Origin of the sequence: Mycobacterium aquaticum (assembly GCF_002086485.1) — a bacterium.
Taxonomy (GTDB): Bacteria; Actinomycetota; Actinomycetes; order Mycobacteriales; family Mycobacteriaceae; genus Mycobacterium; species Mycobacterium aquaticum.
The window spans coordinates 74,489-99,824 of the sequence record NZ_MVHF01000030.1 but is presented as its reverse complement, the minus strand read 5'-3'; the positions used below and the strand labels follow the sequence as shown (position 1 = coordinate 99,824).

General features: G+C 68.6%; 20 protein-coding genes. 8 read left to right on the top strand and 12 right to left on the bottom strand.

All coding sequences use genetic code 11. The features are described from left to right. Positions 1-113 precede the first annotated feature (113 nt). Together BST13_RS25220 and BST13_RS25215 are read right to left on the bottom strand one after the other, a co-directional pair. The gene (locus BST13_RS25220; protein ID WP_083166754.1) at positions 114-971 is read right to left on the bottom strand and encodes an SDR family oxidoreductase; all 858 of its coding nucleotides are present in this window, start codon (positions 969-971) and stop codon (positions 114-116) included. A 34-nt stretch (positions 972-1,005) separates the two neighbouring features. Further along, positions 1,006-1,902, bottom strand: a complete 897-nt coding sequence (locus tag BST13_RS25215; RefSeq protein WP_083166752.1) for a LysR substrate-binding domain-containing protein — start codon at positions 1,900-1,902, stop codon at positions 1,006-1,008. A gap of 77 nt (positions 1,903-1,979) precedes the next feature. Here BST13_RS25215 and BST13_RS25210 point away from each other — a divergent pair, with 77 nt between their 5' ends. The 4 genes from BST13_RS25210 to BST13_RS25195 are packed head-to-tail and all read left to right on the top strand — an operon-like array spanning position 1,980 to position 5,369. Beyond that, positions 1,980-3,203, top strand: coding sequence for an acetyl-CoA C-acetyltransferase (locus BST13_RS25210; protein WP_083166751.1), 1,224 nt, complete (start codon positions 1,980-1,982; stop codon positions 3,201-3,203). Continuing rightward, positions 3,200-3,952, top strand: a complete 753-nt coding sequence (gene pcaD / locus BST13_RS25205; protein WP_083166749.1) for a 3-oxoadipate enol-lactonase — start codon at positions 3,200-3,202, stop codon at positions 3,950-3,952. The genes BST13_RS25210 and pcaD overlap by 4 nt, the downstream gene beginning before the upstream one ends. Then, on the top strand, positions 3,949-4,725 hold the full coding sequence (locus tag BST13_RS25200) for a CoA transferase subunit A (protein ID WP_083166748.1): 777 nt from the start codon (positions 3,949-3,951) through the stop codon (positions 4,723-4,725). Before pcaD ends, BST13_RS25200 begins: the two co-directional genes overlap by 4 nt. Further along, complete coding sequence (locus tag BST13_RS25195; RefSeq protein ID WP_083166746.1) at positions 4,722-5,369, top strand: CoA transferase subunit B; 648 nt, start codon at positions 4,722-4,724, stop codon at positions 5,367-5,369. The genes BST13_RS25200 and BST13_RS25195 overlap by 4 nt, the downstream gene beginning before the upstream one ends. Positions 5,370-5,448: 79 nt before the next feature. Here BST13_RS25195 and BST13_RS25190 read toward each other — a convergent pair whose 3' ends face one another. Next, positions 5,449-8,103 (bottom strand): helix-turn-helix transcriptional regulator, encoded by a 2,655-nt coding sequence (locus BST13_RS25190; protein WP_083166762.1) that lies wholly within the window; start codon positions 8,101-8,103, stop codon positions 5,449-5,451. 73 nt (positions 8,104-8,176) lie between these two features. Here BST13_RS25190 and BST13_RS25185 point away from each other — a divergent pair, with 73 nt between their 5' ends. After that, a complete protein-coding gene (locus BST13_RS25185; protein WP_083166745.1) occupies positions 8,177-9,529 on the top strand; it encodes a 3' terminal RNA ribose 2'-O-methyltransferase Hen1 in 1,353 nt (450 codons plus the stop codon). Then, a complete protein-coding gene (locus BST13_RS25180; RefSeq protein WP_083166743.1) occupies positions 9,526-12,021 on the top strand; it encodes a polynucleotide kinase-phosphatase in 2,496 nt (831 codons plus the stop codon). Before BST13_RS25185 ends, BST13_RS25180 begins: the two co-directional genes overlap by 4 nt. On the opposite strand, the gene BST13_RS25175 is transcribed toward BST13_RS25180, so the two are convergent. From BST13_RS25175 to BST13_RS25150, 6 genes are all read right to left on the bottom strand, one after another. After that, positions 12,022-13,038, bottom strand: a complete 1,017-nt coding sequence (locus tag BST13_RS25175; protein WP_083166742.1) for a zinc-dependent alcohol dehydrogenase family protein — start codon at positions 13,036-13,038, stop codon at positions 12,022-12,024. Positions 13,039-13,070: 32 nt separating this feature from the next. Then, positions 13,071-13,448 (bottom strand): YchJ family protein, encoded by a 378-nt coding sequence (locus BST13_RS25170; RefSeq protein ID WP_083166740.1) that lies wholly within the window; start codon positions 13,446-13,448, stop codon positions 13,071-13,073. Positions 13,449-13,455: 7 nt separating this feature from the next. Then, a complete protein-coding gene (locus tag BST13_RS25165) occupies positions 13,456-14,388 on the bottom strand; it encodes a LysR family transcriptional regulator (RefSeq protein ID WP_083166739.1) in 933 nt (310 codons plus the stop codon). Between the two features lie 70 nt (positions 14,389-14,458). Continuing rightward, complete coding sequence (locus BST13_RS25160) at positions 14,459-16,825, bottom strand: CaiB/BaiF CoA-transferase family protein (RefSeq protein WP_083166737.1); 2,367 nt, start codon at positions 16,823-16,825, stop codon at positions 14,459-14,461. A 2-nt stretch (positions 16,826-16,827) separates the two neighbouring features. Continuing rightward, complete coding sequence (locus BST13_RS25155) at positions 16,828-18,015, bottom strand: acyl-CoA dehydrogenase family protein (protein ID WP_083166736.1); 1,188 nt, start codon at positions 18,013-18,015, stop codon at positions 16,828-16,830. Between the two features lies 1 nt (position 18,016). Beyond that, positions 18,017-19,108 (bottom strand): acyl-CoA dehydrogenase family protein, encoded by a 1,092-nt coding sequence (locus tag BST13_RS25150; protein ID WP_083166734.1) that lies wholly within the window; start codon positions 19,106-19,108, stop codon positions 18,017-18,019. Between the two features lie 176 nt (positions 19,109-19,284). Between BST13_RS25150 and BST13_RS25145 the strand changes: the two genes are divergently transcribed. Together BST13_RS25145 and BST13_RS25140 are read left to right on the top strand one after the other, a co-directional pair. Continuing rightward, the gene (locus BST13_RS25145) at positions 19,285-20,451 is read left to right on the top strand and encodes a thiolase family protein (RefSeq protein ID WP_083166733.1); all 1,167 of its coding nucleotides are present in this window, start codon (positions 19,285-19,287) and stop codon (positions 20,449-20,451) included. 12 nt (positions 20,452-20,463) lie between these two features. Then, on the top strand, positions 20,464-20,847 hold the full coding sequence (locus BST13_RS25140) for a Zn-ribbon domain-containing OB-fold protein (RefSeq protein ID WP_083166731.1): 384 nt from the start codon (positions 20,464-20,466) through the stop codon (positions 20,845-20,847). A gap of 3 nt (positions 20,848-20,850) precedes the next feature. On the opposite strand, the gene benC is transcribed toward BST13_RS25140, so the two are convergent. Genes benC through benA form a run of 3 tightly spaced genes read right to left on the bottom strand, consistent with a single transcriptional unit; the run spans position 20,851 to position 25,295 of the window. Next, positions 20,851-23,403 carry a benzoate 1,2-dioxygenase electron transfer component BenC gene (gene benC / locus BST13_RS25135; protein ID WP_083166730.1) on the bottom strand — a complete coding sequence of 851 codons (2,553 nt, stop codon included), beginning with the start codon at positions 23,401-23,403 and terminating at the stop codon, positions 20,851-20,853. Between the two features lie 7 nt (positions 23,404-23,410). Continuing rightward, the gene (benB, locus tag BST13_RS25130; RefSeq protein WP_083166728.1) at positions 23,411-23,926 is read right to left on the bottom strand and encodes a benzoate 1,2-dioxygenase small subunit; all 516 of its coding nucleotides are present in this window, start codon (positions 23,924-23,926) and stop codon (positions 23,411-23,413) included. A gap of 1 nt (position 23,927) precedes the next feature. After that, positions 23,928-25,295, bottom strand: coding sequence for a benzoate 1,2-dioxygenase large subunit (gene benA, locus BST13_RS25125; protein WP_083166727.1), 1,368 nt, complete (start codon positions 25,293-25,295; stop codon positions 23,928-23,930). Positions 25,296-25,336 lie beyond the last annotated feature (41 nt).

Below are 25,336 nucleotides of genomic sequence, written 5' to 3'. Positions count from 1 at the left end.
CATCGCGGCCACCACCCCCGACCCCCGGTAAGACATACCGAAGCCCCCGATCAACCGCTCAATTTCGCAACAACCCGATGGGCGTGCTCGAACTGGCCAGTCGGCGGTGACGATCAGGGCTGGACGTAGCCCGGAGGGTTGGGCGTGTCGACCCACAGGTCCACGCCGAGGTCCGAGCCGGGAACACAGTCGTACACCGAGAGGTCGGTGACGCCGCTGGCGAGCAGCACGTCTTCGCACAGCAGGCTCTGGCCGGTGTATTCGCGGGCGTCCTGGGTGAAGACCGCGTAGGCCGCGTCGGCGTAGACGGCGGGTTTGCGGGCCCGGGCCATCGCCTCGTCACCGCCGAGCAGGTTCTGCACCGCGGCGGTGGCCACCAGGGTGCGCGGCCACAACGTGTTGGACGCGATGCCGGCTTCGCGCATCTCTTCGGCAATACCCAACGCGCACAATGTCATCCCGAACTTGGCCATCATGTAGGCGGTGGGCTTGAGCCACTCGGACTCCAGGCGGATGGGCGGCGAGAGGGTGAGGATGTGCGGATTCTCCCGGCCTTTCATGTGCGGGATGCAGGCTTGTGACACGGCGTAGGTGCCGCGGATCTGGATACCGTTCATCAGGTCGAAGCGCTTGAGCGGCACCTCTTCGATCGAGCCGAGGTTGATGGCCGAGGCGTTGTTGACGCAGAGATCGATGCCACCGAACTGCTCGACGGCGGCAGCGACCGCGGCGGCCACCGAGTCGCCGTCGCGAACGTCTCCGACGATCGGCAGAGCCTGGCCACCGGCCTCCTCGATCTCCTTGGCCGCGGTGTAGATCGTGCCTTCGAGCTTGGGATGAGGTTCGGCGGTCTTGGCGACCAGCGCGATATTGGCGCCGTCGGCGGCGGCCCGCTTGGCGATCGCCAGGCCGATGCCGCGGCTGGCGCCGGAGATGAACATGGTTTTTCCAGACAACGAGGTGTTTGCCATGGGGCCACGATATGCGGCGGGCGGCCTCCGACGGTCACACTTGCCGATCAGCGGTGAGCCCGTGCAGCGCCGCCAGAACGTTGGTGATCACCGCTGACTGATTGCTCGCCAGGCGCGCGGCCACCAGGTCGACCCCAAGAGTGTCCGGTCCCAGCGGCACGTAGGCGACCCCGGCGATGTCGAGGGCCGCGGTGGGGGCGGGCACGATCGCGACTCCGAGCCCGGCCGCGACCAGGGTGATCAGCGTCGAGGTCTCGGATACCTCCTGCCGGATGGTGGGGGTGTACCCGGCGTCGGCGCACACCGTCGCGACCAGGCTGCTCATCACGGACCGGCCGTGCCCCACATGTCCGACGAAGGTGTCGTTGCGAAGATCGCCGACGGTCAGTTCGTCGCGCGCGGCCAGCGGATGATCGGCGGGCAGCGCGACCAGCAGTCGGTCTCGGCGCACGGTCTCGGTGGCCAGGCCCTCGTCGTCCACGGGTGGGCGCAGCAGCGCCAGGTCGATGTCGCCGGCCCGCAGGGCGCTGAGCTGCGCGGGGGCCAACATCTCGCCGCGCACGCTTACCTCGACCCCGGGCAGGGACTCGCCCAGCGTGCGCACCAGGCGGGGGAGCAGTGAGTAGGTGGCCGAGCCGACGCAGCCGATCGCCACGCGGCCCTCGACTCCCGTGGCGATGCGCCGGGCCTGGGTGCCTGCCTCGTCAACAGCGTCGAGGATCTCGACGGTGCGCTGCAGATAGGCGCGCCCGGCCGGGGTGAGGTCGACGCTGCGCGTTGTGCGGGTCAGCAGCGGGACGCCGAGCTCGCGTTCGAGCTGACGGATCTGCTGCGACAGCGGCGGCTGGGCGATGTGCAGCCGTTCGGCGGCCCGCCCGAAATGCAACTCCTCGCCGACGGCGCGGAAGTACCGGAGATGACGCAGCTCCACGAATTAGGACGTTACAGATATCAATAACTCAAATCTAGGTATTTCAGAATATCTGTCCCGGTGCCTACCGTCGAAGTATGAATTCGGCGACCGACGTGGTGATCTGCAATCCTCTCCGCACGCCCGTGGGCCGCATGGGCGGTGCACTGGCGGCGCTCACCGCCGCCGATCTGGCCACCGTGACGCTGCGGGAGCTCGCGGGTCGCGCCGGGCTCGGCGAGAACGACGTCGACGACGTCATCCTTGGCAACGGCTACGCCAACGGCGAGGCCCCGGCCATCGGGCGGATCGCCGCGCTGGACGCCGGCCTGGGCACCGGGGTTCCAGGTCTGCAGATCGACCGGCGCTGCGGTTCGGGCCTGCAGGCCGTGCTCTACGCCGCGGGTCAGGTCGCCACCGGCGCAGGCCGTCTGGTGGTGGCCGGTGGTGCCGAATCCATGTCCAACGTCGAGCACTACGCCCTCGGGTTGCGCACAGGCGTGCGCCAAGGTGGCATAGAGCTGCGCGACCGGCTGGATCGAGCCCGCGAAACAGCCGGCGGAGCAAGTCATCCCGTTGCCGGTGGAATGATCGAGACCGCGGAGAACCTGCGCCGCGACTACCGCATCACCCGCGAGGAACAGGACGAGCTGGCCGCCCGCTCGCATCACCGGGCCGTCGCTGCCCACGACGCAGGCCGGTTCGCCGACGAACTCGTCGCCGTCACCGTCCCGGGTAAACGCGGTGGGCCCGGCACCGTCGTCGACCGCGACGAGCATCCGCGGGCCGACATCAGCGCGGAGAGCCTCGCATCGCTGCGCGCGATCCGCGGCAGGGTCGACGCTGATGCCACCGTGACCGCGGGCAACGCGTCCGGTCAGAACGACGGGGCGGCCATGTGCCTGGTCACCACCCGCGCCGAGGCCGAAAAGCGGGGACTGACACCGCTGTTGGCGTTGCGTAGCTGGGCAGTCAGCGGTTGTGCCCCTGAGACGATGGGTCTCGGTCCGGTCACCGCCACCGCCGCGGCGCTGGACCGCGCCGGGCTGGCCCTCGACGACATCGACCTCATCGAACTCAACGAGGCCTTCGCCGCGCAGGTGCTCGCCGTGCTGGCCGAATGGAAGGTCGACCCGCTCGACGACCGGCTCAACCCGAACGGATCCGGCATCTCGCTCGGGCATCCGATCGGTGCCACGGGTGCCCGCATCCTGGCCACCGCGGCGTATGAGGCTCATCGGCGTGACGCCCGGTACGTGCTGGAGACCATGTGCATCGGTGGGGGACAGGGCCTGGCGGCGGTGTTCGAGGTGACCAAATGAGTGCCATTGACGTCCACGCCGTGGTGACCGGATCCGGCCCGGCGGTTGTGCTGTCCAATTCGCTGGGCTCGACGCATCGCATGTGGGATGCCCAGATCGCCGAACTGGAACAACATTTCACCGTGGTGCGGTATGACACCCGCGGGCACGGCGCGTCCCCGGTGCCCGAAGGGCCGTACACCATCGACGATCTCGCCGACGACGTCGTAGTCCTGCTGGACCGGCTCGGGATCGAGCGCTCGCATATCGTCGGATTGTCACTGGGTGGCATGACCGCGATGCGGCTGGCTGCCCGCAACCCCGAACGGGTGGCCCGAATGGTGTTGCTGTGCACCGGTGCCGAGCTTCGTCCCGCCCAGGCCTGGGCCGACCGGGCCGCCCTGGTCCGGTCCGACGGCAGCCACGCGGTCGCCGCAGCTGTGGTCGACCGCTGGTTCAGCCCCGGCTACTCCGGCGACCGCGGCCCGTGGGAGGCCATGGTCGCCGCCACGCCCGCCGAGGGGTATGCGGGATGCTGCGAAGCCATCGCGCAACTCGATCTGAGCCAACAGCTTTCGACGATCACCGCACCGACGCTGGCCATCGCGGGCGCTGACGACCCGGCCACCCCGCCGGCCAAGCTCGAGCAGATCGCCAACGCCATTCCCGACGCGAAACTGCTCGTCGTCGAGCACGCGGCCCACCTGGCCAACGCCGAACAGCCCGGCACCGTCACCCCCGCCCTCATCGCACACCTGGAGCAGTCATGACCCTCGACAAAGTGGTCGGCTCGGCCGCAGACGCGGTCGCCGACATCCCCGACGGCGCCAGCCTGGCTGTCGGCGGGTTCGGCCTCGCCGGAATCCCGTGGTTTCTCATCGAAGCACTGCTGCAGCAGGGCGCGGCAGGTCTGACCATCGTGTCCAACAACTGCGGTGTCGACGGCGCCGGGCTGGGCCTGCTGCTGGAGGCCCGCCGGATCAGTCGTGTCATCGCCTCTTACGTCGGGGAGAACAAGGAGTTCGCCCGTCAGTACCTGGCCGGTGAACTGACCGTCGAACTCACCCCGCAGGGCACGCTCGCCGAGCGAATGCGCGCCGGTGGCAGCGGAATCGGCGCATTTTTCACGCCGACGGGGGTCGGCACGATGGTCGCCGACGGTGGCCTGCCGTGGCGGTACCACACCGACGGCAGCGTGGCGCTGGCGTCACCGCCCAAGGAGGTACGTACGTTCGGCGGTACCGAGATGGTGCTGGAGGAAGGCATCGTCACCGATTACGCCCTGATCCGCGCGGCGGTCGCGGACAAGGCGGGCAACTGCAAATTCCACGCCGCCGCCCGTAACTTCAACCCGCCCGCCGCGATGTCGGGGCGGGTCACCGTGGTCGAGGCCGAGCGTGTCGTCGAGGTCGGCGAACTGCACCCCGACGAGGTTCACCTGCCCGGGATCTTCGTCAAGCGGATCGTCGAGCTGACCCCGGAACAGGCCGCGCACAAGGACATCGAAAAGCGCACCACTCGCACCCGAGGAGCCGAGCGATGAGCTGGAACCACGATCAGATGGCGGCCCGCGCCGCCCTTGAGCTGCGCGACGGGGACTACGTGAACCTGGGCATCGGCCTGCCCACCCTGATCCCCGACCACCTGCCCGACGGTTCCGACGTCACGCTGCACGCCGAGAACGGCATCCTGGGAGTAGGACCGTTCCCCTACGACGACGAAGTCGACCCCGACCTGATCAATGCGGGCAAGCAGACTGTGTCGGTGGTCGCGGGGGCGTCGTACTTCGACTCTGCAACGAGTTTCGCGATGATCCGCGGCGGCCATGTCGACGTCGCGGTGCTGGGCGGTATGCAGGTGGCAGGCAACGGCGATCTGGCCAACTGGATGGTGCCCGGTGCCATGGTCAAGGGTATGGGCGGCGCGATGGATCTGGTCAACGGCGCCGGTCGCGTGATCGTGCTGATGGACCACGTCACCAAGAAGGGTGCAGCCAAGCTGGTTTCGGCTTGTGATCTGCCGCTGACCGGCAAGGCCGTGGTGAGTCGCGTGATCACCGACCTCGCAGTGCTCGACGTCATCGGCGACGGATTCGCGGTCGTGGAGCTGGCTCCGGGCGTCACATTCGACGAGGTGGTCGAAAAAACCGCAGCACCCGTCACCGATCAGCGGGTGCTGGTCGCCTAGCACTTCACCGCCGAGTGGCCAGTTGGTGCACGGTTTTTCGGTGTGAACGGGCCATAACTGGCCACTCGCGTGGCGTCGATCAGCGCCGCAGCGCGACCAGCTCGGCGCGCGAGCGCACACCCAGCTTGGCGTAGATCCGTGTCAAGTGGTACTGCACGGTCTTCGGCGAGACATAGAGTTCCGCCGCCACCTCCCGGTTGGAAAGACCCTGAGCAACAAGTGAACTCACCGCATCCTCCTGAGGGGTGAGCTCGACGCTGTCGCGCGAGCCGCGCATCAGATGCAGGCCGCCGGCCTTGAGTTCACGCTCGCAGCGCTGCACGTAGGTCTCGGCGCCCAGGGCAAGGTAGATGTCGCGGGCCGTGCTGATGACCGCGTCCGCCTCGCGGCGCTTTCCGGCGCGGCGCAGCGTCTGCCCGTAGGCGAAGTTCACCCGTGCGGTGTCGTAACGCAGAGGCAGCCCGTCGAGCAGCTGCAGGGCCCGCTCGAACGCGGCCCGCGCCGCTGGCAGATCGCCACGGGCCCCGAGCAGCCTGCCGCGCGCGTAGCCCAGTCGCGCCATCGCCGACCGGTGTTCACGCTCGGCGGCACGCCGCTCGTGTGGCCGCAGAAACTCATCGGCGGCGTCGAGGTCACCGCCGAGCACCATGGCGTTGGCCAGCATGTCCGGCCAGGGCCAGTACCCCGGTTCGGTCAGCGACGTGCCTGCGGCCATCGCCGTCAACGGCTCGAGCACCCGGCGCACCTTGGCGTAGTCCGCGTCGGCTTCGGCGACGTAAGCGCGTGCCAACAGCACCGGGATCTTCATCATCTCGTAGTCCTGTGTGACCACGTCGGCGGCCCGCACCGCGGCATGCGCGTCGGCCCAATTGCCGCGCAGCGCATGGATTTGCGTGGCCGTCCATTCCAGCAGCGGGGTGACGATCGCGATGCCGCTGGTCTGCGCCAGTGTGCGCCCGGCCTCGACGCTGGCCAGCGCGTCGTCCCAGTCGCCGCACACGAACTGGACGCGGGCCAGCCAACCCAACGCCCACAACGTGATCCGGGTAGAACCACCCAAAGCGGCTGTGGCGACGGCAGTCTCAAGGTTGCTGCGGGCCGTCTCGACGTCGTCGCGGATGAACTGTAACCAGCCGCGCCCCATCGTCACCCGCTGCGCCTGAGCGCCGTGCGGCAAGCGCGCGGCCACCTGGTCGTAGGCCGCCGTGGCCTCGGCCGGATGTCCGGCCGCGGCGAGACCGAGCCCACGGATCGCGGCTGATTCGATCCCGGCGGGCGAATCGGGATTGGCCAACCGCAGCGCGGTGTCAGCCCAGTCGACCACCTCGTCGCCACGGCACCGCACCAACGTGTGCAGCACATACCGCTGCGCGATGAGCGCAGCGGTCTCGGGGTCACGCTCGATGTTGACGATGTCCCAGGCCCGGCGCAACCGAACCTCGGCCTCGGTGGCGCGGCCGCGAAGAATCGCCAGATACGCCAAAACCGCATTGCGCAAAGGTGTTTCGCGCAGGCTCTCCACAGCCGGCACCAGCGCCGCCGCCGCGCCGCAGTCGCCCGCCGCGACCAGGGCGTCCACCGCGAGTGTCAGCCGCTCCTCGCGCAGCAGCCGGTCCGGTGTGAGCCGGCTGGCGTCCCGGAACAGCGTGGCCGCCGAAGCCCAGGACCCCTCCGCGCCACGCTCGCGCGCCAGCCGGTCGACGTCGGCCGCCAGCTCGGCGTCGAGTGTGGGGGTGGCCGCCACCAGATGTTGCAACCGGGCCACCGGATCCCCGACGATGTCCGCGGCGTGCCGGTGGGCTGCGCCTGCCGCACGCACCCCCATGATGTCGAGGAGCGCCGCGCGGGTCATGGGATCACGCAGCCGTGGCTCCAGCGGCGACACCCGGTCGAGCAGCCCCGCGCCGGCCGCGCCGTCGATGGCGCCGCGTGGATCGGGCAGCCCGGCCAGCTCAGCGGTCTCGCTGAGTGCGACACCGGCGCCCCTTACCGTTTCGAGGACGGCGAGGGCATCGACCAGCGCCCGTGCCTCGGGTCCGCACCGGGCCAGCATGTCGGCCACCGCGGCCGTCACATGCGCCGGGGCCGGTAACGACGCGTCGGGTCGCGCCCAGATCGATCCGGGCAGCTCGTCGAGCAGTGCGAGCACGTCGCGGGGATTGCCCGCGGTGTGTTCGGTGAGCAGCTGCGCCATTGCCGGGTGCAGGGCCCGGCCTCGGTCGGCGGCCAGTTCGGCGACCGCATGCGCACTCAGTCCTGGCAGCCGGAACCGGTCGGCAGCCAGGTCGGCGATCGGCTGCGGCGGGGCGTCGGCGCCGGTGGCGACCACCACCAGCACGGGAAGCTCGCGCTGGTGGCGCACCAGCGTGGAAATCGCTTGCAGGGACAGCGAATCGGAATGTTCGGCGTCGTCGATGAGCAGCAGCGTGGGCCCGGGGCCGCGCAGCAGATCCACCAGATGCGCAGCGGCGTCCACGGGATCGTCGGGAAAGTCGTCCTGCAGCAACTGGGCCAGTACACCGCCGGGCAGATCGGACTCCCACGACGCCGCGCCCGCCCACCTGGCCCGCTCGTGCCGCGCGGCCAGTTCCCGAAGCAACGCCGTCTTACCGATGCCAGGCCGTCCGAGCACCGCGACGACCGCGGCGCCGCGGGTCCCGGTCGCGGCGAGCCGGCCCGACAGATCGGCCAGATCCCTGTCCCGGCCGACGAAGCCGGTGGACCCTGCAGGCATCGTCACATGGTAGGTCGGGGATTGTCGGAAATTCGAGCGACAAGCGCCGGGCCGCCGCGTTTACTGTCGAACCGTGTACCTGACCGTGTCGACCACCCACCGTCCCGCCACCGACCTGGGCTATCTGCTGCACAAGCATCCCGACCGGGCGCAGCGGTTCGAGATTGCGGGCGGTGTCGCGCACGTGTTCTACCCGCAGGCCACCGACGAGCGGTGTACGGCAGCGCTGTTCTGCGACATCGACCCGATCAACCTGGTTCGGGGCAAGCACAACACCGCATTCTCGCTGGGCCAGTACGTCAACGACCGGCCGTATGCCGCGGGATCGTTGCTCGCGGTGGCAATGGGCACGGTGTTCAGGTCCGCGATGAAGGGGGTCAGTGCCAAGCAGGACCTGGCGGATACGGCCATCCCGCTGGAGGTCGGCGTACCCGCGCTGCCCGGCGGGGCGGCCCTGGCGCGCGACCTGTTCACGCCGCTCGGTTGGCAGGTCGAGGCACAAACCCCGCCGCTCGACGCGGCGTTTCCCGAGTGGGGCGACTCGCCATACGCCGACGTGCGCCTGACCGGCACGCTGCGGTTGTCCGATGCGCTCAAGCATCTTTACGTGCTGCTGCCGGTGCTCGACGATGTCAAGCATTATTGGGTCGGGGACGCCGAGGTCGACAAGCTGCTGCGCGCGGGGGAGGGCTGGCTGGACACCCACCCGTTGCGGGACGCCATCAGCCGCCGCTATCTGAGGCACCGGCGGGAATACGTCGATGCCGCGCTGGCCCGGCTCGGCGACGACGCGTCCGGCGAACCCGCCACCGCTCGGTTGCCATCGGAATCCCTTGCCGCGCAGCGCCGTCGCCGCGTCGTCGAGCTGCTCACCGAGCTCGGTGCCGCCCGCGTGGTCGATCTTGGCTGCGGGGCGGGGGCGTTGCTGCGTGAGTTGGTCACCCACGCCCAGTTCACCGACATCCTCGGCGTCGATGTGTCCTCCGCCGCACTCGACGCGGCGGCCCGGTCGTTCGAGCGTGCCGGTGATCGGGTCAGGGACCGGGTCACCTTGCGGCAGTCCGCGCTTACCTACGCCGACCCGAGTCTGGCCGGATACGACGCGGCTGTGCTCATGGAAGTCATCGAGCACGTCGACGAAAACCGCTTGCCCGCACTGCACTACGCAGTGTTCGGGGTGGCGCGCCCGCGTGCGGTCGTCGTCACCACCCCCAACGCCGAGTACAACGTGCGGTTCGACGCGCTGCCGGGCGGGCAGTTCCGGCACCCCGATCACCGGTTCGAGTGGACCCGCGCCGAATTCGGCCGCTGGGCCGCTGAGGTGGCCGACCGGTACGGCTACACCGTGCGGTTCGAACCGATCGGGCGGCAGGATCCGGACCTGGGACCGCCGACGCAGGCCGCGGTGTTCGAGGTGACGGCATGAGGCTCGCGATCCCCGACATGTCCCTGGTGGTGCTGGTCGGTGCGTCCGGATCCGGCAAATCGACGTTCGCCGCCAAGCACTTCCGGCCCACCCAGGTGCTGTCCAGCGACACCTTCCGCGGCCTGGTGTGCGATGACGAGAACGACCAGTCGGCGTCGCAGGCGGCCTTCGATGCGCTGCACTATGTGGCAGGCAAGAGGCTGCAGGCCGGCCGGGTGACGGTCGTCGACGCCACCAACACCCAACGCAACCCGCGCAAGGAGCTCATCGAACTCGCCCGCGCCCACCATGTGCTGCCGGTGGCGATCGTCCTCGACGTACCGGAGTCGGTCTGCATCGAGCGGACGCGCGTCCGCGCCGACCGAGGTTTCGGCGACGGGGTGGTACGTCGTCAGCGCGACGAACTGCGCCGCAGCCTGCGCAACCTGGAAAAGGAAGGCTTCCGGCGCGTGCACGTGCTGTCCTCGGTGGACGAGGTGGACGCCGCCGAGATAAGCATCGAACCGCTGCTCAACGACAAGCGCGGCGAGACAGGACCGTTCGACATCATCGGTGACGTGCACGGCTGCCGCGCCGAGCTCGTCGAACTGCTCACCGCGCTGGGCTACGTCATCGGATCCGGCGGTGCGCGTCATCCCGACGGACGACGCGCGGTATTCGTCGGAGATCTCGTGGATCGCGGCCCCGACACCGCTGGAGTGCTGGCGCTGGTGATGGACATGGTCGACGCCGGAAATGCGTTGGCAGTGTGCGGCAATCATGAACAGAAGCTGCTGCGCGCGTTGCGCGGACGCAAAGTGACCGTGAGCCACGGCCTGGCCGAGACCCTGGAGCAGCTCGCGGCGCAGCCCGACGAGTTCCGCGAACGGGTGCGGGACTTCTGTGATCGTCTGGTGGCCCACTATGTGCTCGACGGCGGCAATCTCGTGGTGGCCCACGCCGGGCTGCCGCAGCACTATCACGGCCGGGCCTCCGGGGCGGTACGCAGCTTCGCGCTGTACGGCGACACCACCGGCGAGACCGACGAATACGGCCTGCCCGTGCGTTATCCGTGGGCCGACGACTACCGCGGCTCGGCCACCGTGGTGTATGGGCACACCCCGACGCCGGTCGCCGAATGGATCAACAACACCATCTGCCTGGACACCGGGTGTGTGTTCGGCGGCCGGCTCAGCGCGCTGCGCTACCCGGAACGCGAGGTGGTTTCCGTTGCAGCCCAACGCACCTGGTATGAGCCGGTGAAACCGCTTCAGCCCGCCATCACCGAAGCTGCCGCCCTCACCCTGGCCGACGTGACCGGGCGGCGGGTCATCGAGACCGGTCAGTTGGGGCGCATCACCGTTCATCCCGAACAGTCCGCCGCCGCGCTGGAGGTGATGAGCCGCTTCGCCGTCGATCCGCGCTGGTTGCTCTACCTGCCGCCCACCATGAGCCCACCCGACACCAGCACCCGCGACGGTCTGCTCGAGCATCCCGACGAGGCGCTGCGGGCATATCGCAATGCCGGTGTCGAGCAGGTGATGTGCGAGGAGAAGCACATGGGTTCGCGCGCCGTGGTGCTCGTGTGCCGGGATTCGGGCAAGGAGCGTTTCGGCGTCGACGGTCCGGGCGTCGTCCATACCCGCACCGGGCGGGCGTTCTTCGACCCCGGGCTCACCGAGCCGTTCCTGGATCGGGTCCGGGCTGCGGCAATCCCGTTGTTCGATGAGCTCGGCACCGATTGGCTGCTGTTCGACACCGAGATCATGCCATGGACCGCCAAGGCGGCCGGCTTGGTCACCGGGCAGTACGCGCCGGTCGGGGCGGCCGCCGAAGCGTTGCTGGCAACTGCCGGCCAGGCGCTGGAGGCGGCCGGCGACCGGGGCGTCGACGTGGCAGAACTGTTGGAGCGCACCAGGTCACGCGCCGCCAACACCGACGGCTACCGTGCCGCGTACCGCCGTTACTGCCGGCCCACCAGCGGCCTCACCGGAGTGACGGTCGCCCCGTTCGCGCTACTGGCTGCCGAAGGTCAGTCGTTCGCGACGCGGCCACACGACTGGCACCTGGCGATCGCCGACCGCCTCGCCGCGGCCGACCCGGAACTGTTCGTCACCACGCGGCGGCTGACCGTGCACACCGGGGACGACGCCTCGGTCGCACAGGCGTCCCGGTGGTGGGAGGAACTCACCGACTCGGGCGCGGAGGGCATGGTGGTCAAACCGGCAGCGAGCCTGGTGCGAGGCCGAAAAGGCCTGGTGCAACCCGGGATCAAGGTGCGCGGCCGGGAGTACCTGCGCATCATCTACGGCCCCGACTACACCGAGGACCGGCACCTGACGCGGCTGCGGGAACGCAACCTGAACCGCAAACGGTCGCTGGCATTGCGGGAATACGCCATGGGCATCGAGGCGCTGGACCGCGTCGCGGCGCGAGAACCGTTGTGGCGCATCCACGAATGCGTGTTCGCGGTGCTGGCACTGGAGTCCGACCCGGTCGATCCCAGGCTGTGATCAGGGCTGGAGCAGCACCTTGATGGCGCGGCGTTCGTCCATGGCACGGTAGGCCTCGGCGACGTCGTCGAGCGGCATCACGGTGTCGAACACCCGGCCAGGGTCGATGGTCCCGTTGAACACCAGCTCGATCAGGTGGGGCAGGAACCGGCGTACCGGAGCCAGGCCTCCGTTGACGCCGACCTGGCTGCGGAACAGCTTGGTGCCGTCGATGGTCACGCCGTGCGGCACCCCGACGAACCCGACGGTGGCGCCGGGGCGGGCCGAGGCGATCGCCTGGTCCATGGCGTCGCCGGTCCCGACGCATTCCAGGACGGCGTCGGCCCCGATGCCGTCGGTCATGTCCTTGATCTTGGCCACGCCCTCATCGCCGCGTTCTTCGACGATGTCGGTGGCGCCGAACGCGAGGGCCAGCTGTTGGCGCGGTGCGTGCCGGCTCATGGCGATCACCCGTTCGGCCCCGAGTTGCCTGGCCGCGATGATCCCGCACAACCCGACCGCACCGTCACCGACGACCGCGACGGTCATCCCGGGCGCGACCCGGGCGGCGTCGGCGGCGAACCAGCCGGTGCCCATCACGTCGGACGACGCCAGCAGGCTGGGGATCAGGTCGGCCGACGGCTGTTCGGGGGTGGCGACCAGGCTGCCGTCGGCCCACGGCACCCGCACCGCTTCGGCCTGACAGCCGATCATCGGTTTCGCGTTCAGGCAATACGTCTGAAAACCGTTGCGGCAGTTGGGGCAGGTGCCGTCGGACGAGAAGAACGAACCGATAACGAAGTCGCCGGGTTTGACCGTGGTGACAGCGTCGCCGACCGCCTCGACGACCCCGCAGTACTCATGGCCGAACGGCCTGGGCTTCGGGGTCTCGTTGATCCCGCGATAGTTCCACAGGTCCGACCCGCACACGCAGGAGGCGGCGTTGCGCACGATCGCGTCCGTGGGTTCGACGATCGCCGGTTCCGGCAGTTGCTCCAGCCGGACGTCGCCCTTGCCGTACATGACCGCTCCGCGCATGATCGTTGTCTCCCTTACTGTGTCGGTGCCGATTACTTACCGTCGATGTAGCGCCACGCGCCGCTGCGGTCCCGGTCGAACCGGCTGCGCTCGTGCAGGATGTGCCGCTTACCGTCGTGCTCATACTGGGCGCGGAATTCCACGACGCCGGTCTCGTCGTCGGTGCCGCCCGCATCGGTGTCGACGATCTGCAGGCGGCGCCACACGATGCCGTCGTCGAGGTCCAGTTGCTTCGGCCTGGTCTCGGGATGCCAGGTGGCCATCAGATAGTCGGCGTCTCCGCGGGCGAATGCGCTGTAGCGGGATCGCATCAGCGCCAGCGCTGTGGCGGCGGTGCGTTCGCCGCGGTGCAGCGCGCCGCAGCAATGCCCGTACTCCTCACCGGAACCGCACGGGCATGCCTGTTGCATCGGCCGATTATCCCAACCCGTGGCGTACCGGTGCCACTGCCGCGGCGATTCGGTCCACCAGGGATTCGATCTGCGCGGGGTGCCGGATCCGGTCGGGCACCCAGGCCAATGCGATTTCGGCTGGCGGCCAGGTGCTTTCGTCGATGGGGATGAGATCGAACTCCGGCGGCGAGAATATTCTGCCGATCGCCGACGCCGGAGCGTAGCTGACCACCGCGACCAGGTGACGGTTGAACACCTGGGTGGCCATCTCCAGCTCCCCGCCGAGCTGGCTGGTGGTGCGCACGATCCGCGTGACACCGCGGGCGTTGAGCCGCCGGGTCAGACCGGCCAGTACGACGGGATTCGGCCGGGCGAAGTCGATCACCACGTCGCGGTCACGCAATGCCTCGATGCCGATCATTTCCTGGCCGGCCAGGGGATCGTCGAAACGCACCGCGACCGCACCCTGATAGGTGGCGACGATCTTGTGCCGCAGCCGCCGGTCGGACGAGGGGAGGTGGATCAGCCCAAGGTCGATATGCCCGGAGACCAGTTTCGCGGTGACCTCCGCGGCCGACCCCGGCACGCTGAACTCGGTCGGTTCGGGCTGCTGGGCGACCGCGGCCTCCAACTGCGCGAGAAAATCCGACGGGGCGTACGCGGTGGCTCCGACGCGAATGGGGGCGATGCCGTTGGTGATTCGTTCGGCGGTGTCCTTGAGTTCGTCGACCTGACGCAGGATGTCGCGGGCCGGGCCCAGCAGTTGCGCGCCCAGCGTCGTCAGCCGCACCTCGTGGTACGTGCGCTCGAACAGTTCGCCGCCGAGCTCCTTCTCCAACAGTTTGATCTGCTTGCTCAGCGGCGGAGGCGTGATCATCAGCCGGTCCGCGGCACGTTTGAAGTGCAGTTCCTCGGCAACCGCCACGAAGTACCGCAGGCGGGTGAAGTCGATCTCCATTGCCGCTACGCCCGCCGATCCGTTGGTGCCGTGATGCCCCGAATCCTACGAGACCGACCTGCCGGGCCGGTCAAGGCTGGATGATCTCCAGTACTCCGGCGGCGAGAAGTTCGTCGATCTGCGGGTCGGACAGGCCCAGCAGCTCCGCGGCGATCTGGCGGGTCTGCTCACCCAGCAGCGGGGCCTGGCCGAGCGGCGGATCGGCGACCCGCTCGGCATGGATCTGGGCGTTCTCCATGGTGAACGGTTCGGCGCCGTGCGGGTGGAGCTCCTCGCGAAACGCGCGGCGCTGCACGTAGTACCCCCACTCCGGTACGTCGGCGGCGTGCAGCACAGCTCCGGCCGGGACGCCGGCCGCCTGCAACCGCTCCATCGCCTCTTTCGGGCACCGCGTCGTGGTCCAGGCCCGGACCGCGCCGTCGATCCGAGCGCGGTGCCGGTCGCGCCCGGCGCTGTCGGCCAACTCGGGGTCGGTGTGCAGGTCGGGACGCTCGATGGTCGCACACAGCGCCGCCCAGTCGGCGTCGTCGCGCACCGTGACCGCGACCCATGCGTCGGCCCCGGCGGCGGGGAACAAGCCCCACGGCGCGTCGTGCTGCGGCCGGTCGCAACGCTGATGCCCGCGCCGCTGCAGCACGTCGGCCGCGATGTCGGCGCCGAGATGGCTGAGCATGACCTCGGACTGGGCCACGCTCACCGAACCACCGGTGCCGGTGCGTTCGCGGCGGAGCAGCACCGCCAGGGCGGCCAGCGTGCCGATGCGCGCGCAGACGTGGTCGGGGTAGACGGTGACGGTGTCACAGAAGGTGTCGGGTTCGCCCGGATACACCCACGCGGCGGTGAACCCGGCCGCCGCACGCACCAGCGGCCCGTAGCCGAGCCGTTTCGCCCACGGCCCCGTCGGGCCGAACGCCGAGCTGTCGACCACCACGATGCCCGGGTTGACGGTGCGCAGGGTCGCGTGGTCCATGCCGAGCGTCTCGGCGACGCCGGGTTTGAAGTTCGTCAGCACCACGTCGGACTGGGCCACCAGCCGGTGCGCCAGCGCGCGGCCGCGCCGGCTGCGCAGGTCGATGCCGATCGAGCGCTTGTTGCGGTGCCCCGCGGCGAAACCCTGCGTCATGTACTTCAGGTTGCCGCGCAGCCCGTCCGGGTACGCCGAGTTCTCGATCTTGACGACGTCGGCGCCGAGGTCGCCGAACAGCCGGCCGGTGTCGCTGCCGACGACGATCACCCCGAGGTCCAGCACCCGTAGCCCTTCCAGCGGCAACCCCTCGTCACGCCGCGGCCGGCCGGACAACACCGGGGCCGATACGGTCCGTGCGGGACGGTCGACGGGAGCGTTGAGCGCACTGGCCCGCACGCCGTCGATCTCGGTGACGCCCACGGGAACCGGTGCCGCCACCCCGGGGGCGAGCTCGGCGTCGCGCAGAAAGCCGCGCTCGCGGACCTGTTCGGTGGCCAGGGCCTCGTCGAGGGTCAGCACCGCCGCGGTCGGCACACCGTGGCGCTGGCCTGCGACCTCCAGTTCGGCTCGGGTCTTGTCGGCGCAGAACCGCTCGATGGCCGCGAGCAGCGTCGGCGAGGCAAACCGCTCACGCAGGCTGTCGAACCGCGGATCGGCGAATTCGATCGGGCTGCCCATCCATTCGAACATGCCGCGCCATTGGCGTTTGGCCAGCAGGCAGATCCGGACGTGACCGTCCTTGCACGCGACGATGGGATAGCGCTGGCGCTCGGCGTTCCAGTCACGGCGTTGGGCACTGATCGGCACCCCGACCGACGCCGTCCCGGCGGTGCCGAACGGCGGGTCGAGGGCTGCCATGGCACCGTCGAGAATCGAGAAGTCGATGAGATCGCCCGCGCCCGTGCGCAACCGGTCCAGGTAGACGCTGAGGACCATCACCGCGGCCTGCGCGGCAGCGACCTGGTACGGCAGCCGGTCACCCGGCGGGACCAGCGGTTCGCGGCCCGGAATCCCCGAGCGCGACAGCTCACTTGTCAGGGCATGCAACACCGGGGTGGTCGCCTGCCAACCGCTGAAGTCGGTGTCGCGGCCGAAGTCGCTGAGCGACAAGATGACGCATGCCGGGTGGTCGGCGTGAATCCGGTGCACGTCCAACGCCGCTTCTGCCGCCGAACCCGGTCGGGTGCTCTCGATCAGGATGTCGGCGTCGGCGAGCATCTTTGTCCATCGGCGCCGCCCGCCGGCTGTGGTGGGGTCGACAGCGACGGACCTCATGCCGTGGCGGTCGATGGCCGTCCCGAGCGGTACCGCGTCGACGTGCGGTCCGATGGTGGCCTGCCCGGTCACCCCCCGCAGGTCGACCGGCGTCACCTCGGCACCCAGATCGGCCAGCAGCCGACCGACGGCCGTCATCGGCCCGGTCGAGAGGTCGAGGATCCGGACACCGGACAGCGGCGGGTCATATGCCATGCTCAGCTCCGCCGGGCCTGACGGAACGGGATGTCCCGGTCGACTTCGGGTTCCTTCGGCAGTCCCAGGACGCGTTCGCCGATGATGTTGCGTTGGATCTGGTCGGTGCCGCCGCCGATCGAGGTGAAGTAGGCGTTGAGCGTCAGGAAGTTGATGTCGTCCGCCTCGGGGTTGTCGGCACCCGCCAAAAGCGCTTCGGCCCCGATGATCTCGGTTTTCAGCTTGGCTTCGGCGTGCAGGATGCGCGACATCGCGAGCTTGCCGAGCGACATGATCGAGCTCGACGTGCCCTGCGTGGCGGCCGCCTTGGCGCGGGCGTTGTTGAGCGCGTTGAGTTCCCGCAAGGACAGCACTGTGGCGAGTTGGTCGCGGATCACCGGGTCGTCGAGTCGGTGGTGTTCGCGGGCCAATTCGATGAGGTTGTCGGCCCGGGTGCGGTTACGCGACGCGCGGCCCCCGTCACCCATGATGGAGCGTTCGTATGCCAGCGCGGTCTGCAGCACCCGCCAGCCGTTGCCCTCGCCGCCGATCAGGTGGGTGGCGGGCACCGACGCGTCGGTGATGAACACCTCGTTGAAATGGGATTCACCGGTGATCTGCACCAGCGGCCGGACCTCGATGGCGGGTTGGCGCATGGGCATGATGAAGAAGCTCAGCCCTTTGTGTTTGGGCACATCCCAGTCGGTGCGGGCGATCAGCAGGCCGTACTCGGCGGTCTTGGCGCCCGACGTCCACACCTTCTGGCCGTTGACCACCCAGCGGTCGCCGTCGCGCACCGCGGTGGTGCGGACTGCGGCCAGATCCGAACCCGCACCGGGCTCGCTGTAGAGCAGGCACATGCGGCTGCGTTCGGTCAGAAAGTCGCGCAGCAACGTGCTTTTCAGCTCGTCGCTGCCGAACGCCAGCACGGTGTTGGCGGGGATGTTGTATTTGTCCTGCCTGGCCCCGGGAGCCTTGACGGCCCGAAACTCCTGCTCGATGACGGCGGCCAGGGCGTTGGGGTAGCCCCGGCCGAACCATTCAGTCGGGTAGGTGGGGGCCGCATAACCGGCGTCGAGCACGCGCTGCAGCCACGCGACGTGCTCTGGTGAACTCACCCAGGGGTCAGCCGATTTCGGCAGGCCGCGCCAGTTTGCGGCCAGCCAGTCGCGGACCTCGGCGCGCAGCTGCTCGGGACTGGGAACCGTCATGTCAGGCGCCTTTCGAAGCGAGGTAGCGGTCGCGGTGCAGCCGTGGGCCGCCGAGCAATGGGATGCCGGTGCGGGCTCGGCGCAGGTACAGGTGAGCCGGATGTTCCCAGGTGAATCCGATACCGCCGTGCATCTGGATGGCCTGCGCCGCAGTGTGCCGGTACGCCTCCGCGCAGGTGAAGCCTGCGAGTGCGATTGCACCCGCGGCGTTTTCGCTGACCGCGTCGTGCTCGGAGGCGGCGTGCTGGGCGGCGGAGGTCGCCGATTCCACGTCGAGCAGCAGATCGGCAGCCATGTGTTTGAGCGCTTGGAAACTGCCGATGGGACGGCCGAACTGGATGCGCGTCTTGAGGTATTCGACGGTGATGTCGAAGATGCGCCGGGCCCCGCCGACCTGCTCGCCGGCCAGGGCGATGGTCGCGAGATCGAGTGCGTGCTGCACGGCATCCCAGCCTGCGGTGCCGAGTCGTCGCGCGGGCGCCTGGTCAAAGGTATACGTCGAGAGCGGCACCGTCGGGTCGAAAACCGTTGCGGGGGTGCGGGTGAACCCATCGGCATCGGGCTGCACCTGGAAAATGCCCGGGCCGTCGGGAGTTTCGGCGACCACCACGATGATGTCGGCGACCTGACCGAAGATGACGTAGTGGGCACTGCCGGTCAGGCTGCAGCCGTCGGCACGTACGGCGACGCCGTCGGCGGTCCAGGAACCCCGACTGCCGGTCACTGCCACGGTGCCGATCCGCGTGCCGTCGGCCAGGCCCGGCAGCAGGCGTCGCTTGTCCTCATCGGTGCCTGTCGCACCGATCAGCGCGGTGGCCAGCACCGCACTGGACACGAAGGGGGCCGGCAGCAGCGCGGCGCCGGTCTCCTCGGCGACCGCTTCGACGTCGAGCGCACCGAGCCCCACACCGCCGTAGGCCTGGTCGACGATCATGCCGGCAACGCCCTGATCGGCGAGCCGTCGCCACAGGTCCCGGTCGAAGCCGTCGTCCGTGACCATCACCCGGCGCACGTCCGCCTCGGTGCATCGACTCTGCAGCAGGTCGCGGACCGCAGCCCGCAACTCCGCGCGCTCGGCAACGCTGGTCGTCATACCGGACCCTCTCTTTCGGTGTCGTGGTCCATGCAACCGTGTCACCACAGTGGTGTAAATCACGGATTGCGACACCGGCAGGTTTCCGTTCGCGACATGCCCCGGTGAGCGCGTCGGTCGTTTACAAGCGTCGATGTCACCGGCGAAAGTGGGTGGCAGCGAAGCAAGGAGCATCCATGACTGACATCACCGCTGCCATCGCGGGACTCGGCATCACCGAACAGGGCAAGGTGTACGGCCGGTCGGCGCGCCAGTTCGCCGCGCAGGCCGTCCGGCTGGCGGCGGCCGACGCAGGGCTGGAGCTGTCCGACATCGACGGTCTCATCGTCTCGGGCGGTATCAAGGCCGGGGTCGGCATCGACCTGCAGGGTGCGCTCGGCTTGGTGGACCTCAAACTGCTCACCGCCATGCAGGGATTCGGGTCGACCGCAGGGCAGATGGTCCAGTACGCGTCGATGGCGGTGCAATCGGGCATGGCCGACACCATCGCGGTGGTGTGGGCCGACAATCCGCTCAAGGAATCCTCAAGCGCTTCGGCAGCATACGTCGCCGCCCGGTCGGTACCCCGCGGCTGGGGCGGCATCACCGCCTCCAACGGCATCACGTCGCCGACCACGATGTACGCGCTGGCCGCCCGCAGACACATGAAGAAGTACGGCACCACATCCGATCAGTTGGGTCATATCGCGGTGGCGCAACGGGATTGGGCCCAACTCAACCCGGCCGCACATTTCTACGGCACTCCGCTGACACTGCCGGAGTACCACGCCAGCCGTTACATTGCCGAGCCGTTCCACCTGTACGACTGCTGCCTGGTGAGCAACGGCGGCGTGGCGATCATCGTGACGTCGCTGGACCGGGCCCGGGCGCTGCGGCAGCCGCCGGTACGGGTGCTGGGCTGGGCGCAGGCCCACCCGGGCCGCACCGGGGTCCGCAACGACGACTTCGGATTGGTCAGCGGCGCCGCACAATCCGGTCCCCGCGCGCTGGCCATGGCCGACACCACGCTCGACGAGATCGGTGTCGCGCAGATCTACGACTGCTACACCTTCACCGCGCTGGTCACGCTGGAGGACTACGGATTCTTCCCGAAGGGGGAGGGCGGCCCGGCGATGGCCGAGCCCGGGATGATCGGGCCCAACGGCAAACTCAAGTTCAACACCGGCGGCGGCGAACTCAGCGCGTTCTACATGTGGGGGATGACCCCGCTGCACGAGGCCGTCGTCCAGACCCGCGGCCAGGGCGGGCAGCGCCAGGTCGCCGACCACGACCGGGTGCTGGTGTCCGGCAACGGCGGCATCCTCGACTACCACTCCACGCTGGTCCTCGGCACCGACAACTAGAAGGGACTTCCCATGCCTGCCTTCGCCATTGCCCGTGACGACGCGACAGCGGCATTCCTCGACGCCACCAAGCGCGGCGAATTCCTGATCGTCAGGGACACCCGCACCGGTGAGCTGCTCTCACCACAGTTCGACGTGACCATCGAGCCGGGCCGCTACGAGTACGTGCCGGCCGCGGGCACCGGCACCGTCGTCAGCTGGGCGGTGGTGCATCAGCGCGGCGCGGGCCGCCTGCCGGTCGGCATCGTCGAGCTCGACGAGGGCCCGTGGTGGTGGACGTCGTTCCCCGAGGCCGACCCGGACGCCGACCTGTACGGCGCACGCGTCGCCGTGGCCTTCGACCTGCTGGGCGAAGGCGAAGCGGCAGAGGCGATTCCGTACTTCCGCGTGGTGTGAGACTCAGCCCAGATCACCGCCGGCCACGGGCAGCACCGTTCCGGTGATGTAGGACGCCTCGTCGGAGGCCAGGAAGCAGATCGCGGCGGCCTGCTCATCGAGGGTTCCGTACCGGTGCATCAGTGACGAGCCGAGAGTCTGCTCGATGTGCGCATCGAACCACGCCTGTTCGGTGTCGTTGACCGGAACGGGTGTGCCGCGGGAGATCCGGCGCGGCGGAGCCTGGGTGCCGCCCGGAGCGGTGGCGACGACGCGGATCCCTGCGTCGGCATACTCCATGGCCAACGACGCGGTGATCGCGTTGATGCCGCCCTTGGCGGCCGAGTACGGGATGCGGTGGATACCTCGGGTGGCCGCGGAGGACACGTTGACGATGGTTCCCGCGCCGCGGGACACCATGCCCGGCAGCACCGCCCGGCAGGCGTACAGCGTGGTCATCAACGAGCGGTCGACCTCGGCACGGATCTCGGCGTCGCTGAACTCGGTGAACGGCTTGAAGTTGATGGCCCCACCGACGTTGTTGATCAGCACATCGATCCGCCCGAATGCCGAAATAGCCTGTTGAACAAGCGAATCAGCACCCTCCCAATGCTCGAGGTCGGCCGTCACCGCCACGGCGGTCAGCTCGTCGGCCAGTTCCTTGACCAGCTCCGAGCGGTCGGCCAGCACCAGCATGCCGCCCTCGGCGCTGATTCTGCGCGCAGTCTGTTCGCCGATGCCCTGCGCGGCGCCGGTGACCACCACCACCTTGCCGGCGAACCGTCCGGGTGTGATGAACTTCGGTTGCTTTGCCGTCCTGGATTTTTCGGCGTCGGCCATGGCGCGGCGCATGGTCTGCTTGGAGCGGTCGGCGTGCGCCACGATGAGGGCCCGGGCGGCGTCACGGTCGCCCGCCTCGAACGCCGTGACGATGTCCACGTGATCCTGCGCGCACAGCGGGTGACACCACGTGGCGTTGCGCAGCACCTCGCTCATCCGACCCTTGACACCAAGTGCCTGATAGGCGTGCAGGAGATGCTCGTTGCCGGTGAGGGTGAACAGGTAGTCGTGAAAGGCGGCGTTGGTCTCGGTGTACTGGGCGGCGTCGACGAAGTGGTCGCCGTCCACGTACGGCACGGTGGCGTCGGCAAGAAGGCGGTATCCCGCCAGTTGCCTGCTGGACAACCGGCCCAGGGTCAGTTCGAGAGCGCCGAGTTCCAGGGCTCGCCTGGCCTCGAACAGCGCGTCGGACTCATGTACCTCGGGATGCTCCTCGCCGATCTGGTACCCGTCGTCGGTGACGGGTTCTGTTGGGGTGGTGGGCGCTTCGACTGATTCGAAGATCTCTTGCCCGGCGATGCCTCGGGCGCCGCACGCGATGAGCTCGCCGGTATCGGGCAGGTGGTGTTGGCCGGGTGGGGGGCTCGAGGCGGCACGTCGGCCTGCCGCGATGTCGGCGGCAGGCAGGACCGTCTGGCCGGCGATCGCGCGGGCGTCGGGTGCGCTCAGCAGGATCTCGGTGGGGGACGCCGAGGGAATGTCGTGCGCGGGCGCGAGTTTGTCACCGCGGGCGAGCGCGAACTTTTCGTAGAAGAATCCGCTCACGTCGATCCCGAACCCGGCGATGTGCCCGCGCACCGAGTCGACCATTGCCGGTGGGCCGCACAGATATACCGCGACGTCGCCGTGGTAGAGCTGCTCGGGGCGCATCAGGGTCATCACCCGGCCCTTGTTGGCTGCGGTGCTAGCCGGGTCGGATACGCAGTGCTCCCACGTGAAACCCGGTAACGTCCCGGCGATCTCGGTCAGGGCGGCGGTTTCGACCACGTCGGCGTCGGATTTGACGCCGTAGATCAGGTGGATCTTGCGGTGGCTGCCTGCTGCTGCCAACGTGCGCAGCATCGACAGGATCGGCGCCAGCCCGGTGCCACCGGCCAGCATGAGCACCGGTCGGTCCGCCTCGCGCAGGAAGAACGATCCGTGCGGGCCGGTGAACGTGATCTCGTCGCCGACGGCGGCGCGCTGAGCCAGGTACTCCGACATCAGCCCGCCCGGGCTGAGTTTCACGAGAAAGGTCAGGCGGTCGTCGTGCGGGGCGTTGGCGAACGAATATGAGCGCGTTTCGCCGCTGCCCGGGACGGTGATGTTGACGTACTGACCCGGCAGGAACGCCAACTCGCTGCGGTTCGGGATGTCCACCGCGAAGCGGATCGTGCTGGCCGACAAGCGATCCAACGCCACCAGGGTGCCGGTGTAACGCGCGGCCTGAGTCTTGGCGACGTCGGAGGTGCCGGCGATCTGCAGCACCAGATCCGAGCTGGGTTTCATGCAGCACGGCAGCACATAGCCCGCGGCCGCCTCGTCGTCGGAGAGGGCGTCGGAGATGTAGCTGCCACCGTCGTAGCTGCCCGATTCACACAGCGCCTTGCAGGTGCCGCACGCCCCGTCTCGGCAGTCCAGCGGGATGTTGATGCGTTGCCGGTAGGACGCGTCGGCAACGGTCTGGTCGTCGCGACAGGTGATGAACCGCGTGACACCATCCTCGAAAGCCAGGGCCACCGAATGTGTTGAGGTCATGGCGATCCTAGAAGTGGTAGACGTCCACCACGTGGTGGATGTAGTCGTTCTTGAGCACGACGGTCTTGCGCCGGATCAACGGCTGCGCACCGGAGAAGTCGATGGTGTAGAAGGAGGTGCCGTAGTACGGGTCGATCGTCTTGTACCGGAAATACATGGTGTGCCAGTTGAACCGGACATCGACCAGGTCGCCACGACGTTCGATGACCTCGACGTTGCTGATGTTGTGGCTCGTGCGCGGTTCAGGCAGCGACGTCGCCGAGGACCGTTCCGTGCGGATCCGAAACACCCGGTCGGCCAGGCCACCCTTGTTGGCGTAGTAGATCAGCGAGATGTCGCGTTGCGGGTCGGTCACCAGTTGATCGTCATCGGTCCACGACGGCATCCAGTAGACGACGTCGTCGGCGTAGCAGTCCAGCCACTTCTCGAACTCGCGGTCGTCGAGGTAGCGGGCCTCGCGGTAGAGGAACTGCTCGATGGCGTTCTGGGTGATGAGTTTCGCGGCCTGTTCGGTGCTGGTCATGTCACTTCCCGCTGTCGTTCGCCACGGCTGCCCGCATGGTCTGCAGCCAATACCCGTGCTGGACGGGGTAGAGGCCCTCGTCCTCGTTCTTGACCCCGGCCGACACCACGCCGTGCATGCCCAGCGACTCGGCGAGCGGGTCGGGGCCGGAAAGCCAGTGTTGCGCACCGCGACTCATGTCGTTCCACGGTGCGGCCGTTGCGCGGAAGGTCAGCTGGCAGGACCGGAACTCCTCCAGGTCGTCGGGTGTGGCCATGCCGGAGGCGTTGAAGAAGTCCTCGTACTGCCGGATCCGTTGGGCCCGGGCGGTGTCGCTCTCGCCTTTGGGGGCGATGCAGTAGATGGTGACCTCGGTCTTGTCCGGCGCGATCGGGCGGAAATGCCGGATCTGCGTCGAAAACTGGTCCATCAGATACAGATTCGGGTACAGGCAGAGATTGCGTGAGCCTTTCACCATGAACTCGCCCTTGGCTTCGCCGTGCTGGGCCTTGAGTGCGTCGAGCTGATCCCACAGTGGGCGGTCCTGTGGGTTGGCCGCCCACGTCCACAGGCACAGGTGCCCGTGCGGGAATGACCAGTAGCCGCCGCCGGACTTGCCCCACCCTCCGGCGTCGAGCACCTTGGCGTCGTTGGTGGATTCGCCGGTGCCGCGCCTGCTGGTGGTGGCCGCGTAGTTCCAGTGGGTGGCGGTGACGTGGTAGCCGTCGGCGCCGTTCTCCGCCTGCACTTTCCAGTTGCCGTCGTAGGTGTACGTCGACGATCCGCGGAGTACCTCAAGACCGTCGGGCGACTGATCGACGAGCATGTCGATCACGGTCGTCGCGTCGCCGAGGTGTTCGGTCAGCGGCAGCACATCGGCATTGAGGCTGCCGAACAAGAAGCCGCGGTAGCTGTCGAATTTCGCGACCGCAGTCATGTTGTGCGAGCCGCCCGAATTGAAGGTGTCCGGGTAGCCGGCGTCTTCGGGATCCTTGACCTTCAGCAGCGAGCCGTCGTTGCGGAACGTCCACCCGTGGAACGGGCATGTCAGTGTCATCCTGTTGTCGGTCTTGCGCCGGCAGATCATCGCGCCGCGGTGCGCGCAGGCATTGATGAGACAGTGCAGCTCGCCGTCGCGGTCACGCGTGATGACCACTGGCTGGCGGCCGATGTAGGTGGTGAAGTAGTCGCCTGGGTTGGGCAGCTGGCTCTCATGCGCCAGGTAGATCCAATTGCCCTCGAAGATGTGCTTCATCTCCAGTTCGAAGAGGTCCTCGTCGGTGAAGATCCGGCGGTTGGCGCGGTAGATCCCGGCCCCTCGGTCGTCGATCACCGCGTCGGCCAGCACGGTCTCGACGTGGTGCAGATGCTCGGTGGTCGATGCGCTCATGGGTGCCTCCAGCAGGTCGGATATTGGCACCCTCCCATCGC

Excerpts from the sequence above, each read along its gene's own strand:
- pcaD (WP_083166749.1), top strand. The coding sequence starts at position 3,200 with ATGAGTGCCATTGACGTCCACGCCGTGGTGACCGGATCCGGCCCGGCG.
- BST13_RS25200 (WP_083166748.1), top strand. The coding sequence starts at position 3,949 with ATGACCCTCGACAAAGTGGTCGGCTCGGCCGCAGACGCGGTCGCCGAC.
- BST13_RS25210 (WP_083166751.1), top strand. The coding sequence starts at position 1,980 with ATGAATTCGGCGACCGACGTGGTGATCTGCAATCCTCTCCGCACGCCC.
- BST13_RS25170 (WP_083166740.1), bottom strand. The coding sequence starts at position 13,448 with ATGCAACAGGCATGCCCGTGCGGTTCCGGTGAGGAGTACGGGCATTGC.
- BST13_RS25155 (WP_083166736.1), bottom strand. The coding sequence starts at position 18,015 with ATGACGGTTCCCAGTCCCGAGCAGCTGCGCGCCGAGGTCCGCGACTGG.
- BST13_RS25175 (WP_083166742.1), bottom strand. The coding sequence starts at position 13,038 with ATGCGCGGAGCGGTCATGTACGGCAAGGGCGACGTCCGGCTGGAGCAA.
- BST13_RS25190 (WP_083166762.1), bottom strand. The coding sequence starts at position 8,103 with ATGCCTGCAGGGTCCACCGGCTTCGTCGGCCGGGACAGGGATCTGGCC.
- BST13_RS25220 (WP_083166754.1), bottom strand. The coding sequence starts at position 971 with ATGGCAAACACCTCGTTGTCTGGAAAAACCATGTTCATCTCCGGCGCC.
- BST13_RS25180 (WP_083166743.1), top strand. The coding sequence starts at position 9,526 with ATGAGGCTCGCGATCCCCGACATGTCCCTGGTGGTGCTGGTCGGTGCG.
- BST13_RS25140 (WP_083166731.1), top strand. The coding sequence starts at position 20,464 with ATGCCTGCCTTCGCCATTGCCCGTGACGACGCGACAGCGGCATTCCTC.
- benC (WP_083166730.1), bottom strand. The coding sequence starts at position 23,403 with ATGACCTCAACACATTCGGTGGCCCTGGCTTTCGAGGATGGTGTCACG.
- benA (WP_083166727.1), bottom strand. The coding sequence starts at position 25,295 with ATGAGCGCATCGACCACCGAGCATCTGCACCACGTCGAGACCGTGCTG.
- BST13_RS25195 (WP_083166746.1), top strand. The coding sequence starts at position 4,722 with ATGAGCTGGAACCACGATCAGATGGCGGCCCGCGCCGCCCTTGAGCTG.
- BST13_RS25160 (WP_083166737.1), bottom strand. The coding sequence starts at position 16,825 with ATGGCATATGACCCGCCGCTGTCCGGTGTCCGGATCCTCGACCTCTCG.
- benB (WP_083166728.1), bottom strand. The coding sequence starts at position 23,926 with ATGACCAGCACCGAACAGGCCGCGAAACTCATCACCCAGAACGCCATC.
- BST13_RS25165 (WP_083166739.1), bottom strand. The coding sequence starts at position 14,388 with ATGGAGATCGACTTCACCCGCCTGCGGTACTTCGTGGCGGTTGCCGAG.
- BST13_RS25145 (WP_083166733.1), top strand. The coding sequence starts at position 19,285 with ATGACTGACATCACCGCTGCCATCGCGGGACTCGGCATCACCGAACAG.
- BST13_RS25150 (WP_083166734.1), bottom strand. The coding sequence starts at position 19,108 with ATGACGACCAGCGTTGCCGAGCGCGCGGAGTTGCGGGCTGCGGTCCGC.